The sequence below is a fragment of the Pseudonocardia terrae genome (assembly GCF_021343995.1).
GTDB classification, from domain to species: Bacteria; Actinomycetota; Actinomycetes; order Mycobacteriales; family Pseudonocardiaceae; genus Pseudonocardia; species Pseudonocardia terrae.
On sequence record NZ_JAJTTE010000052.1, the window covers coordinates 1 to 13,522 of the forward strand.

Genomic DNA, 13,522 nt, shown 5'->3' on the forward strand with positions numbered 1-13,522 from the left:
CGCGGTGGAGGAGGTCGCGGCGCCGGACGAGCCGGCCGCCGAGGCCGCCGCCGCGACCACCGAGACCGCCGCCGCGACCGCCGAGGCCGCCGACGCCCGGGCCGGCGGGGCAGCCGAGACCTCCACCGACGCCGTGAGTGACCCGCCCGCCGAGGCCGGCTCCGAGACCGCGACCCCCGCCTCCGACGAGGGCGTGACCTCCTGACCGAGGCCACCGCGGAGCGCGTGGGCGCCGATCCGTTCGGCACCGGCGCACTCCGCACCGCGCTGCTCGCCGCCTGGGCCGACTCGCCCACCCGCTTCCGCGAGGACGCCAACGCCGAGGAGGACCTCGTCCTCGGCGGCGACGCCGAGACCTGGTTCGTCGAGCTCGCCCAGAACGCCGCCGACGCCGCGCGTGCCGCCGGCGTCCCCGGCCGCCTGCACCTGACCGCGGCCGACGGGGAGCTGCGCGTCGCGAACACCGGTGCCCCGCTCGACGCCGACGGGGTCGCCGCGCTCGCCTCGCTGCGCGCCTCCGCCAAGCGCGACGACCCCGGCGCGGCCGGCCGCTTCGGCGTCGGCTTCGCCGCGGTGCTCCCCGTCTCCGACGCCCCGCGCCTGGTCACCGGGCCCGGCACCGGCGTGCGGTTCTCCGCGGCCGACACCGCCGCCGCCGTGCGCGAGCTGCCCGGCCCCGCCGCCGAGCTGACCCGCCGCGGCGGCCAGGTGCCGGTGCTGCGCCTTGTCTGGCCCGTCGAGCACGACGAGCCGGGGCCGCCCCCGGGGTACGCCACCGAGGTCCGGCTCCCGGTACGCCCCGGCCTCGACCCCGCCGACCTGCTCGAACGCGCCCGCGCCGCGGCGCCGGACCTGCTGCTCGCGCTGCCCGACCTCGCCGAGGTCGTCATCGCGCCGTCGGACGGGGAGCCCACCGTCCTGCGCCGCCGGGAGGCCGACGGGATCACCACCGTCGGCGACCGGCACTACCGCGTGGTCCGCAGCAGCATCACGACCGAACCCGGCGCGGCGGTCGAGGAGCGGCACCGCCGCGAGCGCGGCGTCTGCTGGGCGCTGCCGGTCGACGTCCTGGGCGAACCCGCCCCCCTCGGCCCGGACTCCGGCGAGGTCCTGCACGCGCCGACCGCAGCCGTCGAGCGGCTCGGGTTGCCCGCCCGGCTGATCGCCGACCTGCCGCTCGACCCCGACCGCCGCCGCGTCCGGAGCGGCCCGACCGCCGACGCGGTGCTCGCCGCGGCCGCCGCGGCCTACCTCGACCTGATCCGGGCCGTCGCACCCGAGCGCCGGCTCGATCTGGTGCCCGCGCCCGGCTTCCCGCTCTCCGAGCTCGACGGCCGGCTGCGCGCCGCCGTCGTCGACGCCCTGGCCGAGGACGCCTGGCTGCCCGCCGCTCTCCCGGGCGGGGACGACCTCGTGCCGCGTCGCGCGGAGTGGCTCGACCTGCCCGGCGCACCGGGTCTCCCCGCGCTGCTCGCGGACGCCGATCCGACCTTCGCCCGGCTCGCGGCCGTCGAGCCCCGGCACGCGGCGGCGCTCGGGGAGCTGGGCGTCGGCCGGCTCGGTGCGGCCGGGCTGGCGGAGCGGCTGCACGGCGTGGAGCGCGACCCGGGCTGGTGGCGGGAGCTGTACGCGGCCCTGGCTCCCGCGGTCGAGACCGTGCCGGGCCTGTCCGAGGAGCTGCGCGCCCTGCCGGTGCCGTTGCTCGACGGGCGGCTGGTCGCCGGGCCGCCCAGCGTCCTGCTCCCGGGCGGCCACGGCACCGATCCCGACGGCACCGATTCCGACGGCACCGATTCCGACGGCACCGGCCTCGACGACGGCACCCGGGCCGTTGCCGAGCTCGCCCTCCCGGGACTGCACGTGGCGGACCCGGCCGCGGTCCACCCGCTGCTGGAGCGGCTCGGGGCCGCCGCCACCGACCCGGCGGCGCTGCTCGACCATCCCGCCCTGCGCGAGGCCGTCGAGCGGTCGCTCGACGACGCCGACGCCGGCCTGGACATCGCGCCGCTCGCCGAGGCCGTGCTCGGCCTGCTCGCGGTCACCGCCGTCCCCGGCTTCGGTGCGCTCGCGCTGCCCGACGCCGACGGTCTGCCGTCGCGCGCCGACGAGCTGATGCTCCCCGACGCGGCCGTCCGGCCGCTGTTCGACCCGGAGGCGCCGATCGGCGTGCTCGACCCCGCCTGGGCCGCGCGGATCCCGCGGGGGGCGCTGGTCGGGGCAGGGGTGCTCGACGGGTTCGCGGTCGTCGCCGACGAGGAGTCGACCGGGCCTGACCACGACCTGCACGACGAGGACCTGTGGTGGGACGAGGGGGCCCAGCCCACCCGTGTCGTCGGGGTCCGGGACCTCGACCTGGTCGCCGACGACGCCTGGCCCGCGGCCCTCGCGCTGCTCGCCGGGCGGCCGGAGACGCGGGCCGCGGTGCTGGAGGCGGGCGGCTACACCGGCTGGTGGCTCGCCCGCCACGCGCTGCTCGGCGGGCACGACCCCGGGCACTGGCGGCTGCCGGGCGCCGACCGGCTCGCGGGCCTCTACGACCCGGTCCCGGCCGAGCTCGACGAGCGCCTGCTCGCCGCGATCGGCGTCCGGGCGGAGCCGGCCGTCGCGACCACGGACGAGGCGGCGGACCTGCTCGACCGGCTCGCCGACGACCGCCGGACGGTCGACGCCGCGCTCGCGGCCGACGCCCACGCCGCCCTGGCCGCGGCCGTGGCCGAGGGGGCCGTCGAGGTCGACGCCCTCCACCTCCCCGACCGGGTCCGCTCCCTGGCGGGCACGGTCGTCGGCGTCGACGACGCGGTCGTGCTCGACGCCCCGTGGGCCGCGGCGGTGCTGCCGGCGCACGACCTGATCGTCGGCGGGGAACCGCACGCGCTCGCCGAGATCCTGGACCTGCCACTCGCCTCGGACGTGGTGGCGGGGGAGGTGGTCGGCGACGGCCGGCCGGTACGGTGGTCCGCTCTGCCCGAGGTGGTGGTGGCCTGCCGCACAGCGGGCCTGCCGGTGCCGGCGGGCGAGCTGTGGGTCCACGACACGCTCGAGGTCGACCTCACCCGGCCGGTGAAGGGCCGCCGCAGCGTCCCGACCTGGGTCGACGCGGCCGGACGGGTGCACGCCGCGGACCCCGTGCGGGCGCTGCTGACCCTGTCCGGACGGACGGCCGACGGCGGGTGACCCTCCCGATCTCGTGCTAGGAAGAAGCATGTGAGAAACCGAGCCGACACGAAGGAACCCCCGCCGGTCCGGGGTCGCGTCGCCATCCTCTCGGTCCACACCTCCCCGCTGGAGCAGCCCGGCACGGGCGACGCCGGCGGGATGAACGTCTACATCTCCGAGACCGCCACCCGCATGGCGCGTCGCGGCATCCCCGTCGAGATCTTCACCCGGGCCACCTCGTCGGAGCAGCCGCCGGTCGCGGAGCTGGCCCCGGGGGTGCTCGTCCGGCACATCGCGGCCGGGCCCTTCGAGGGCCTCGGCAAGAACGACCTGCCCGGCCAGCTGTGCGCGTTCACCGCCGGCGTGCTGCGCACCGAGGCCCGGCACGAGCCCGGCTGGTACGGCGTGATCCACTCCCACTACTGGCTCTCCGGCCAGGTCGGCTGGCTCGCCCGGGACCGCTGGGGCGTGCCGCTGGTGCACTCTGCGCACACCCTCGCCCGCGTGAAGAACGCCGCGCTCGCCGAGGGCGACCAGCCCGAGCCGATGGTCCGGGTGATCGGCGAGGACCAGGTGGTGGCCGAGGCGGACCGGCTCGTCGCGAACACCGACACCGAGGTGCGCCAGCTCGTCGAGCTGTGCGACGCCGACCCGCTGCGCACCGTCGCCATCCCGCCGGGCGTCGACCTCGACCGCTTCCGCCCCGCCTCCCGGTGCGAGGCGCGGGAGGCGCTGGGGCTGCGGCACGACGCCGTCGTGCTCGGGTTCGTCGGGCGCATCCAGCCGCTCAAGGCCCCGGACGTGCTGCTCCGCGCCGCCGCCGAGATGCTCCGCCGCGACCCCGCGCTGCGCGAGCGCCTGGTCGTGCTGGTCGTCGGCGGGCCGTCGGGCAGTGGGCTGAGCGAGCCGACCGCACTGCAGGAACTGGCGGCGCACCTGGGGATCACGGACGTCGTGCGGTTCCTGACGCCCCAGTGCGGCCCGGCGCTGGGGCGCGTCTACCGCGCCGCGGACGTGATCGCGGTGCCGAGCCACAACGAATCGTTCGGGCTGGTGGCGCTGGAGGCGCAGGCCTGCGGGACGCCGGTCGTCGCGGCCGACGTCGGTGGTCTCCCGGTGGCCGTCGCGGACGGGCGGTCGGGTCTGCTGGTCCCCGGGCACGGGGCCGGGCAGTGGGCCTCCGCGCTGGCCGCCGTCGCCCTGGACCCCGCCCGCCGGGAACGGCTCGCCCGCGGTGCCGTGACGCACGCCCGCGAGTTCTCCTGGGAGCGCACCACGGACGCGCTGCTGGCCACCTACGCCGACGCCGCCCGCGAGTACCGGGCCCGGCTGCGGGACCGGCTGGTCGCAGGCATCATCGAGGCGTGAGCACGGAGAAGATCGACACCGGCGGCACGGAGCTCGACCCGGAGCGGATCGACGCGGCCGTCGGGAAGGCGCTCGACGAGCTGGAGGTCGGGTACCACCGGCGGGAGGCGGGCCAGTACCTCGTCACGCTCGAGGGGACGAACCGGCTCAACACCCCGACCTGGCTGGTCGTCCGCGAGCAGACCGTCTTCGTGCAGGCCTTCGTCTGTCGTCAGCCCGACGAGAACCACGAGGGCGTCTACCGCTTCATGCTGCAGCGCAACGCCCGCCTCTACGGCGTGCACTACGCGCTCGACCGGGTCGGCGACATCCACCTCGTCGGCCGCATCCCGTTCGTCGCGGTGAGCGCGGACGAGCTCGACCGGGTCCTCGGCCAGGTCCTCGAGGCCGCCGACGGCGACTTCAACACCTTCCTCGAGCTCGGCTTCGCCACCTCCATCCGCCGCGAGTACGCCTGGCGGACGGAGCGGGGGGAGTCGTTGGCCAACCTCAAGGCCTTCGAGCACCTCTTCGAGTGAGCCTGCGCTGGGCGGTCGTGGCGCCGGAGCACGTTATGGAGCCATAACGTCGGGTGGCGGGGCTTGCGCGCGCGTTATGGAGCCATAACGCCGGGTGGAGGGGCTTGCGCAGGTGTTATGGATCCATGACGTCCGTTCCCGGGGCCTCTGGCCGCGTTGTGGATCCACAGTGCGTCCTGGCCGGATGCAACCGGATCGCGGCTTTCCTCCGTCCTCGTTTCGAGGACTGAGGAGGGCGGGGTATGCGCAGGTGGGCGGTCTGGGTGGCGGCCGGCGTGGTGGTGCTGGCGTCGGCGTCGGTCGTGACGGGTGCGGCGTTGCGGGGGAGTGGCGGCTCCTCGGGTGCGGCAGTGGATCCGAGCGGTGTGGCGCGTCCGGAGATCGCGCTCGGGCCTGACGGTGCGACCTCGTCGAGCGGTGTGACCGCCGCCCCCGGACCCGCCGAACCCGGGCACGCCGTACCCGAGACCGCCGCACCCGCCGCTCCCGGCGCGGCCCGGCCCGCCCCTCCGGCCGACGCCGCCGGCCCCCTGCCCTCGGCCGACGCCACCGGCTCCGTGCCCTTGGCCGACGCCGCCGGCTCCGTGCCCTTGGCCGACGCCGCCGGCTCCGTGCCCTCGGCCGACGCCGCCGGCTCCGTGCCCTCGGCCGGCTCCGCCGGTGCCCGCGCGTCCGCCGGTGCCCGCGCGTCCGCCGGCGCGGCCGGGCGGCAGGCCCCGCTCACCGACGTCGCCGCCGGACGTGACGTCGTCCGCACCGCGGAGCTGACCGTGCAGGTCGGCGACCCCGTGGCCGCCGCGGCGCAGGTCCGCACCGCGGTCGCGGCGACCGGCGGGTTCGTCGCCGACGAGCGCGCCGCGAACGGGTCGGCCGGCTTCACCCTGCGCGTCCCGGCCGACCGGCTCGACGCCCTCACCGAGCGCCTCGCCGGCCTCGGCAACGTGACCTCCCGCACCGGCCGGGCCGCGGACGTCAGCGCGCCGGTCGCGGATCTGGAGGGCCGGGTCGCGGCGCAGCGGGCGAGCGTCACGCGGGTCCGCGCCCTCCTCGACCGGGCGACGACCATCGGCGAGATCGTGTCGATCGAGTCGGAGCTGGCAGCGCGAGAGGCCGATCTGGAGTCGCTGCAGCGGCGGCTCGCCGTGCTGCAGGACTCCGTGGCACTGGCGACCGTCGAGATCGCTCTGCTGCCGGTGCCGCCGGCGGCCGTCCCCGGCCCCTCGGGCTTCCTCGGCGGCCTGGCCGTCGGCTGGGAGGGTCTGCGCGCGATCGGCCGGGCGTCGTCGGCCGCGCTCGGCTTCGTGGTGCCGATGCTGCCCGTCGTCGCGGTGCTCGCCGGGCTGGTCGTACTCGGCCGCCGGCTGTACCGGGCGCGCCGCCGGACGTCGCAGCCGCCCGCGGAGCCCGCCGCAAGGGGGTGAGACCGGTCGGGTCGCGACGCGCGCGGGTTACCCTCGTTCGAACACCGACGGTCGATCCGGGGAGGACGCGATGGCCGCGCGCCCCCTGGTGCGCAAGGGCGCCGAGCCGCTGTGGGCGCAGCTCCTGGCGGATCTGCGCGCCCGGCTCGAGGCCCACGAGTTCGACCGCTCCTTCCCCGGCGAGCTCGCCCTGGTCGCCGAGTACGGGGTCAGCCGGCACACCGTGCGCGAGGCGCTGCGGCGGCTGCGCGAGGAGGGCGTCGTCGTCGCCGGCCGGGGCCGCGCACCGCGGCTGGCCGCGCCGCTGGAGATCGAGCAGCAGCTGGGCTCGCTCTACAGCCTCTTCTCCGCCGTCGAGTCGACCGGCCGGGAGCAGCGCAGTGTCGTCCGGACGTTGGACGTCCGCGCGGACGGGGTCATCGCCGCCCGGCTCGGGCTGGAGGAGTCCACGCCCTTGGTTCACCTCGAGCGGCTCCGGCTCGCCGAGGGGGAGCCGCTGGCCGTCGACCGGGTGTGGCTGCCGGAGGAGGTGGCCGCCCCGCTGCTCGACGTCGACTTCACGCACACCGGCGTCTACCCGGAGCTGGAGCGGCTCTGCGGGCTGCGGGTCGCGGGCGGTCGGGAGAACATCCGCGCGGTCGTGCCGACCGCCGAGGAGCGGCGTCTGCTGGGCGTCGACGCCGGCGTGGCCGCGCTGGCCATCGAGCGCCTCGGCAGCGCGGGCGGGCGGCCCGTCGAGTGGCGGCACACGCTCGTCCGCGGCGACCGGTTCACCCTGACCGCACAGTTCAGCGCCCGGGACGGCTACCTCGTCGGGGCTCCCGCGAGCTGAGGACTCACCGGACGGACACACCGATCCCGCCCGGGGTCGCCGCGCCGTAGCGTGCGATCTCGGCCTCGAGGTCCAGCGGCGCGGTGCGCATGCCGGTGTCCGGGCCGAGCAGCTCCGCCGGGACCAGCCAGCTGACCTCGAACTCCAGCCCGTCCGGGTCCTTCGCGTACAGCGCCTTGGTGCTGCCGTGGTCCGACGCGCCGACGAGCGCACCGTGCTCGCGCAGCACGCCGCGGATCCGGTCGAGCTCGGCCAGCGTGTCGACCTCCCACGCGAGGTGGTAGAGGCCGACGGCGCCGCGCCCGGCCGTCGTGTCCCCGGCGGTCTCGCCGACGCCGAACAGGCCGAGGTCGTGGTCGTTGGACGAGCCCTCGGCCTGCAGGAACGCCGCTCGCCCCGGCACCGAGGAGACCACCCGGAAGCCGAGGGCAGCGGTATAGAAGGCGACGCTGCGGTCGACGTCGCGGACATAGAGCACGGCGTGGTTGAGGCGTTGGACGGGCATGAGCCTGCCTTTCTGTGAAATTTCAATCACACCGTAGACCGTCGACAGATGAATGTTCAAGCGATGCGGCGTAAGCTGGTCCACATGGACGACACCCGCTGGCTCTCGCCCGCCGAGCTGCGGGCGTGGCTGGCGTACGTCGCGGCCACGACGCTGCTCGACGGGGCGCTCGACCGGCAGCTGCAACGCGAGTCCGGCATGCCCCACGCGTACTACCTGATCCTCGCCATGCTCTCCGACGCGCCCGAGCACACGCTGCGGATGAGCGAGCTGGCCTCCGCCACACAGAGCAGCCAGAGCCGGCTCAGCCACGCGGTGACCCGTTTGGAGCGCAAGGGCTGGGTGTGCCGCCGCCCCTGCCCGGACGACCGGCGCAGCACCTTCTGCACGCTGACCGAGGAGGGCTTCGCGGCGCTGCGCGCGGCGGCCCCCGGGCACGTGCGGACCGTCCGCGAGAACCTCTTCGACGCCCTCACCCCCGAGCAGGTCACCCAGCTGGAGGGGATCGCCCGCGCGATGCTCGGCCGTCTCACCCGCGACCCGGAGGCCGTGCCCCTCCCCGGAGTGTGCCCGGAGCGACAGCGCTGACCGACAGCGCCGACCCGCACCCGTTTGGCAAGCTGTCGCGCATGCCCACACTCGTGCTGCTGCGCCACGGTCAGAGCGACTGGAACCTGAGGAACCTCTTCACGGGCTGGGTCGACGTCCCGCTCTCGGAGGTCGGCGAGGCCGAGGCCCGCCGCGGTGGCGAGCTGATGAAGGAGAAGGGCCTGCTGCCGGACGTCGTGCACACGTCGGTGCTGCGCCGGGCGATCAACACCGCGAACCTCGCGCTCGACGTCGCCGACCGGCACTGGATCCCGGTGCGCCGCGACTGGCGGCTCAACGAGCGGCACTACGGCGCCCTGCAGGGAAAGGACAAGAAGCAGATCCGCGAGGAGTTCGGCGACGAGCAGTTCATGGTCTGGCGCCGCTCCTACGACACCCCGCCGCCGCCGATCGAGAAGGGCTCGGAGTGGTCCCAGGACGGCGACGCCCGCTACGCCGGCATCCAGGCGCCGCTGACCGAGTGCCTCGCCGACGTCGTGGCGCGGATGCTGCCGTACTGGGACGAGGCGATCGTCCCGGACCTGCGCGCGGGCAAGGTCGTGCTCGTCGCGGCGCACGGCAACTCGCTGCGGGCGCTCGTGAAGGAGCTCGACGGCATCTCCGACACCGACATCGCCGGGCTCAACATCCCCACCGGCATCCCCCTGCGCTACGAGCTCGACGACGACCTGAAGCCCACGGTGCCCGGCGGTGAGTACCTCGACCCGGCCGCGGCCGAGGAGGCCATCAAGGGCGTCGCGAACCAGGGTCGCTGAGCGGAGCTTGCGGAGCGAGCATCGGAGCTGAGCGGAGCTTGCGGAGCGAGCATCGGAGCTGAGCGGAGCTCGGGGAGCGGCGAACATCGGAGCTGAGCCGGCCCCTCCCCCGTGGGGTGAACGGCCCGTGAACGAGAGCGGAAAACTCCTCGTCCGGGTAGTCAGGCGGCTCACTCGGGGCCGGTGACGCTGGCGTCGGGCCTGGTCGGGCTGCCTACGATGCGGGTGTGAACGCAGTGGCGTCCGTCGTGCTGGTCGCCGTCGCCCTCGCCGCCGGGCTCTGGGCCGGCGTCCTGATCGGCAGGCGCCGCGCCCGGCCCGCCCGGCCGCGGCCGGACGGTCGGCGGGTGCCGACGCTGGCCGAGCTCCTCCAGCGCGTGTTCCGGTCGACCGGGTCCGGGCTCGCGGTCCTGTCCGGCAGCGGCGACGTCGTGCTGCACAACCGGCGCGCCGCCGAGCTCGGCGTGGTCCGGGCCGGGCGGCCCGACCCGCGCGCCTGGGCGGCCTGCCAGAAGGTGCTCGAGGGCTCCACCGACGTCGAGGTGGACCTCGCCCCGCTGGAGGTGCGCGGCCGCCAGCCCACCGCCGTCGTCGCCGTGGTGCGGCCGCTGGGCGACGGGTTCACCCTCGTCGAGGCCGCCGACATGTCCGACGCCGTGCGCCTGGAGGCCACCCGGCGGGACTTCGTGGCCAACGTGAGCCACGAGCTGAAGACGCCGGTCGGTGCGGTCGGCCTGCTGGCCGAGGCGGTGCTCGACTCGGTCGACGACCCCGAGTCCGTCAACCGCTTCGCCGCCAAGATCCTTCGCGAGTCGACCCGGCTCGGTGCGCTCGTCACCGAGCTGATCGCGCTGTCCCGGCTGACCGGGGCCGAGGCGCTGCCCGACCTCGAGGACGTCGACGTCGACGACGTCGTCGACGAGGCGCTGGGTCGCTCCCGCCTGTCCGCCGAGTCGGCCGGCATCGAGATCTCCGTCGACGAGCCCTCCGGCCTGGAGGTGGCGGGCGACCGGACGCTGCTGGTCACGGCCCTGTCGAACCTCCTCGAGAACGCCATCGCCTACTCGCCGCCCGACGCGTCGGTCTCGGTGTCCCGCCGGCTCGAGGCGGGCTGGGTGGAGATCGCCGTGACCGACCGCGGCATCGGCATCGCGCCGGAGCACCAGGTCCGCGTGTTCGAGCGGTTCTTCCGGGTCGACCCGGCCCGCTCCCGCGCGACCGGCGGCACCGGGCTCGGCCTGGCGATCGTCAAGCACGTCCTCGCGAACCACGGTGGCGAGGTGCGGCTGTGGAGCCGCCCCGGCACCGGATCGACCTTCACCATGCGGCTCCCCGCCGCCGGTGCCGCTGCGCCGGCCTCCACCCCGGAGGACCACGCGGCGGAGCCGGTCCCCGACCGAGACCCGGCCGGGGCGACCGGCCGAGCTGGAGGATGAGATGACCAGGGTGCTGATCGTCGAGGACGAGGAGTCCTTCGCCGACCCGCTCGCGTTCCTGCTGCGCAAGGAGGGCTTCACCGCGGCCGTCGCGACGACCGGGCAGGAGGCCCTCGAGGAGTTCGACCGCAACGGCGCCGACATCGTCCTGCTCGACCTCATGCTCCCCGGCATGAGCGGCACGGACGTGTGCAAGGCCCTGCGCTCCCGCTCGGCCGTCCCCGTGATCATGGTGACGGCGCGGGACAGCGAGATCGACAAGGTCGTCGGGCTCGAGCTCGGCGCGGACGACTACGTGACCAAGCCCTACTCCGCCCGCGAGCTGATCGCCCGGGTGCGCGCGGTCCTGCGCCGCGGTGGCGAGGGCGGCTCCGCCGACGCCGACGGCGCGGGCGTGCTCGAGGCCGGTCCGGTGCGCATGGACGTGGAGCGGCACGTGGTGTCGGTCGACGGCAGCGACGTCGCCCTGCCGCTCAAGGAGTTCGACCTCCTCGAGTACCTGCTGCGCAACGCCGGCCGGGTGCTCACCCGCGGCCAGCTCATCGACCGGGTGTGGGGCGCGGACTACGTCGGGGACACCAAGACCCTCGACGTCCACGTCAAGCGCCTGCGCGCGAAGGTGGAGAAGGACCCCAGCGCCCCGCAGCACCTCGTGACCGTGCGGGGGTTGGGGTACAAGTTCGAGAGCTGAGGAGGGGCTCTGGCTGGCTATTCACGCAGCTCAGAGGCCTATGTCATGAGGACTGCCCCCTCTCGGTCCGCGCTGAGTCCGTCAGAGGATCACCGAGTGCCACCGAGGTCACCTCGGTGGAGGTCGCTGACCAGGCCGCATCGATGATCTTGCGCGTGCGGTCTTCCGATTCGGGCATGAGGTGTCCGTAGACCTTCAGGACCATGCTGGCGTCGTCGTGGCCGAGTCGCTCTGCCACGGCGACTACGGACTCGCCCCCGGCCAGTAGGACGCTCGCGTAGTGATGTCGAAGATCGTGAGTGGTGGTCGACGGGGGGAAGGTGGAGCCTTCTTCGCCGGCGAGCTTCTTCACCGCCACCTTGAACGTGCGCACACCGTAGAAGGCATGGTGATAGGGGCGCCTGTTGTGGCCGTAGAAGAGCGAACCGTCCTCGAGCGGCGGCCATTGCTGCATGTGCCGAGCCAACGCGTCAGCGACGAACTGAGGCAGCGGAACGCTGCGCCTCGACCGCGGGGTCTTCGGATCGACCCGGGCTCTTGTTCGGTCCTCGAGTTGGTGCTCCACCCGGGCCGTGCGACCCAGGAAGTTCACGTCTTGCTGGCGCAGGGCGAGGAGCTCCCCGAGTCGTAGGCCGAGGCCGGCCTGGGTCAGCACCATGGCTCGTGTCCGTGCCGGCACGGTCTCGGCAAGCTCGAGCACCTGGTCGACAGTGAGGGGAACGACTCGGTCCTTGTCGGCCTTGGGGAGGGCGAGCCTGACCACCGGCGAGCTACCCACGACGCGATCGAGCACAGCCGCGGCGAAGATGGCCTTGAGCATGTTCACCGTCAGCTCCACGGTCGATGGCGCAAGTTGTGCCGCGAGTTGAGTGACCCATGCCTGGACGTCCGAGGGGAGCACGCTTGCCATGCGCCGGCTTCCGAGGAACGTGTTCTCGACATGGAGGCGAATCTGGCTGTCGATGCGCCGGGCGGTCGAGGGGCGATAGGGGCGAACCGACGCCCAGCGCCTTGCGTACTCGGCCACCGTCGTCCGATCCGAGGGGTCGACGTAGGTCCCTCGTAGCTTCGATGACTCGATCATCGCGAGGAAGCGTTCGCCGTCCGCCTTGCGGCTGAAGTGCTTGGCGCGCTCACGTCCATCGGGATCTCTGTAGCGAGCTCGCCAACGGCCGTCAGGGCGACGAGCGAGGCTACCCACGAGATTCGCCTTCGCCGGGCCGGTTCTCGGGTTTCGTGGACGGAAGCGATTCGTCGCGGAGCCTGCGCCAGTTGTCAGGGTCCCAACCGTAAGCGGCAGGGGTGCCCCATTCGGGACCCGACTTCGAGTAGAACGAGCGGGACGCTGACGGCGGCAGGCCCGCCGATTCCTCCCCGGTGGTGTCTGGCTCCGAAGTCGCCGAGGCCCCCGGGTCCTGTTGCCGGTTTTCGGCGACGTCCTCGAGTCGGGCCTGGGCATCTTCGATCTCGCGGCGTCGCTGTAGCAGCAGCTGCTCAACCAAGTCGAGCTCGCGGCGGCGTGCGCTCAGTTCGCGGCTCCAGCGGTCACGGGCCTCTTCGCTCTCCGGGTCGATGAGCATCTCGTCAACGGTGAGATCGAAGAGGCTTGCACAAGCCATGGCCTCGCTGAGACGTACGGGTCGGGTGCCAGCTTCGATCTTGGCAACCGTCGTCTGGTGCCAGTTCGCAATGCCGTGTTCGAGCAGTGCGTTGACGACGTGCTGCTGCGACAAGCCTCGCTCCTCTCGCAACGCGCGGAGGCGACGACCGAAGTGAGCGTCCGCGGCTTCGACCAGGTCGGAGCTGTATCCCGTCACGCACTGACGATACAGACCCGCTGGGGTTGACAGCAGAGTACACCAAAGTGATTCTGGTGGGGGTTGATTGCTGAACCGCAGGAAGGATGAACCCTCATGGGCGGCCGGATCTTGAGCATCTCCGAGGCTGCAGCACGGCTTGGTCGGAGCCCTGACACGCTTCGATACTGGCGTCGGCGGAGGGAAGGCCCGCCCTCCTTCAAGATCGGCCGCCGGGTGGTGTTCTACGAACACGAGCTGGACGCATGGGTCGAGGCTCAGCGCCTCGCATCCCTTCCTGAGGGCGCTGCATGACTCACCCGCCAGGGCGGCAGCGCCATCGAGAAGCGACTGCCTGTCAGCGCTGGGCGGTGGTACGCCTTCGCCTGCAACCGCCGAGGGCGACTGGCGCCTCTCGTGCGTTCGCCTCGGAAG

14 protein-coding genes are annotated in these 13,522 nt (G+C 74.2%); 11 read left to right on the forward strand and 3 right to left on the reverse strand.

Annotation, left to right across the window (positions count from 1 at the left end; all coding sequences use genetic code 11):
- The 6 genes from LWC33_RS27175 to LWC33_RS27200 form a co-directional block, all read left to right on the forward strand.
- On the forward strand, positions 1-205 hold a 205-nt coding region (locus LWC33_RS27175; RefSeq protein WP_233307568.1), incomplete at its 5' end, for a hypothetical protein.
- A 20-nt stretch (positions 206-225) separates the two neighbouring features.
- Positions 226-3,174 (forward strand): sacsin N-terminal ATP-binding-like domain-containing protein, encoded by a 2,949-nt coding sequence (locus LWC33_RS27180; RefSeq protein WP_233307532.1) that lies wholly within the window; start codon positions 226-228, stop codon positions 3,172-3,174.
- Between the two features lie 30 nt (positions 3,175-3,204).
- A complete protein-coding gene (mshA, locus tag LWC33_RS27185; RefSeq protein WP_233307533.1) occupies positions 3,205-4,524 on the forward strand; it encodes a D-inositol-3-phosphate glycosyltransferase in 1,320 nt (439 codons plus the stop codon).
- A 47-nt stretch (positions 4,525-4,571) separates the two neighbouring features.
- Positions 4,572-5,042, forward strand: a complete 471-nt coding sequence (locus LWC33_RS27190) for a type III secretion system chaperone family protein (protein WP_233307565.1) — start codon at positions 4,572-4,574, stop codon at positions 5,040-5,042.
- A gap of 242 nt (positions 5,043-5,284) precedes the next feature.
- Entirely contained in the window at positions 5,285-6,463 is a 1,179-nt protein-coding gene (locus LWC33_RS27195) for a DUF4349 domain-containing protein (protein WP_305080897.1), read from the forward strand.
- 70 nt (positions 6,464-6,533) lie between these two features.
- Positions 6,534-7,295 (forward strand): GntR family transcriptional regulator, encoded by a 762-nt coding sequence (locus tag LWC33_RS27200; protein WP_233307534.1) that lies wholly within the window; start codon positions 6,534-6,536, stop codon positions 7,293-7,295.
- A 4-nt stretch (positions 7,296-7,299) separates the two neighbouring features.
- On the opposite strand, the gene LWC33_RS27205 is transcribed toward LWC33_RS27200, so the two are convergent.
- Entirely contained in the window at positions 7,300-7,800 is a 501-nt protein-coding gene (locus tag LWC33_RS27205; RefSeq protein WP_233307535.1) for a VOC family protein, read from the reverse strand.
- 63 nt (positions 7,801-7,863) lie between these two features.
- On the opposite strand from LWC33_RS27205, the gene LWC33_RS27210 reads away from it, so the two are divergent.
- From LWC33_RS27210 to LWC33_RS27225, 4 genes are all read left to right on the forward strand, one after another.
- Positions 7,864-8,388: a MarR family winged helix-turn-helix transcriptional regulator gene (locus tag LWC33_RS27210; RefSeq protein ID WP_233307536.1), complete on the forward strand. Its 525-nt coding sequence runs from the start codon at positions 7,864-7,866 to the stop codon at positions 8,386-8,388.
- A 41-nt stretch (positions 8,389-8,429) separates the two neighbouring features.
- The gene (locus LWC33_RS27215; RefSeq protein WP_372476700.1) at positions 8,430-9,164 is read left to right on the forward strand and encodes a phosphoglyceromutase; all 735 of its coding nucleotides are present in this window, start codon (positions 8,430-8,432) and stop codon (positions 9,162-9,164) included.
- 227 nt (positions 9,165-9,391) lie between these two features.
- Positions 9,392-10,600 (forward strand): sensor histidine kinase, encoded by a 1,209-nt coding sequence (locus LWC33_RS27220; protein WP_233307537.1) that lies wholly within the window; start codon positions 9,392-9,394, stop codon positions 10,598-10,600.
- A gap of 1 nt (position 10,601) precedes the next feature.
- A complete protein-coding gene (locus LWC33_RS27225) occupies positions 10,602-11,291 on the forward strand; it encodes a response regulator (protein ID WP_233307538.1) in 690 nt (229 codons plus the stop codon).
- A gap of 43 nt (positions 11,292-11,334) precedes the next feature.
- On the opposite strand, the gene LWC33_RS27230 is transcribed toward LWC33_RS27225, so the two are convergent.
- A complete protein-coding gene (locus LWC33_RS27230; protein ID WP_233307539.1) occupies positions 11,335-12,492 on the reverse strand; it encodes a tyrosine-type recombinase/integrase in 1,158 nt (385 codons plus the stop codon).
- Positions 12,485-13,108 (reverse strand): helix-turn-helix domain-containing protein, encoded by a 624-nt coding sequence (locus LWC33_RS27235; protein ID WP_233307540.1) that lies wholly within the window; start codon positions 13,106-13,108, stop codon positions 12,485-12,487. The genes LWC33_RS27230 and LWC33_RS27235 overlap by 8 nt, the downstream gene beginning before the upstream one ends.
- A gap of 96 nt (positions 13,109-13,204) precedes the next feature.
- Between LWC33_RS27235 and LWC33_RS36630 the strand changes: the two genes are divergently transcribed.
- Positions 13,205-13,402, forward strand: a complete 198-nt coding sequence (locus tag LWC33_RS36630) for a helix-turn-helix transcriptional regulator (protein WP_372476701.1) — start codon at positions 13,205-13,207, stop codon at positions 13,400-13,402.
- The last annotated feature ends 120 nt before the right edge of the window (positions 13,403-13,522 follow it).

Bases quoted from the DNA above. Each gene is read 5' to 3' on its own strand.
- LWC33_RS27195 (WP_305080897.1), top strand. From the start codon at position 5,285: ATGCGCAGGTGGGCGGTCTGGGTGGCGGCCGGCGTGGTGGTGCTGGCG.
- LWC33_RS27200 (WP_233307534.1), top strand. From the start codon at position 6,534: ATGGCCGCGCGCCCCCTGGTGCGCAAGGGCGCCGAGCCGCTGTGGGCG.
- LWC33_RS27205 (WP_233307535.1), bottom strand. From the start codon at position 7,800: ATGCCCGTCCAACGCCTCAACCACGCCGTGCTCTATGTCCGCGACGTC.
- LWC33_RS27210 (WP_233307536.1), top strand. From the start codon at position 7,864: ATGCGGCGTAAGCTGGTCCACATGGACGACACCCGCTGGCTCTCGCCC.
- LWC33_RS27215 (WP_372476700.1), top strand. From the start codon at position 8,430: ATGCCCACACTCGTGCTGCTGCGCCACGGTCAGAGCGACTGGAACCTG.
- LWC33_RS27225 (WP_233307538.1), top strand. From the start codon at position 10,602: ATGACCAGGGTGCTGATCGTCGAGGACGAGGAGTCCTTCGCCGACCCG.
- LWC33_RS36630 (WP_372476701.1), top strand. From the start codon at position 13,205: ATGGGCGGCCGGATCTTGAGCATCTCCGAGGCTGCAGCACGGCTTGGT.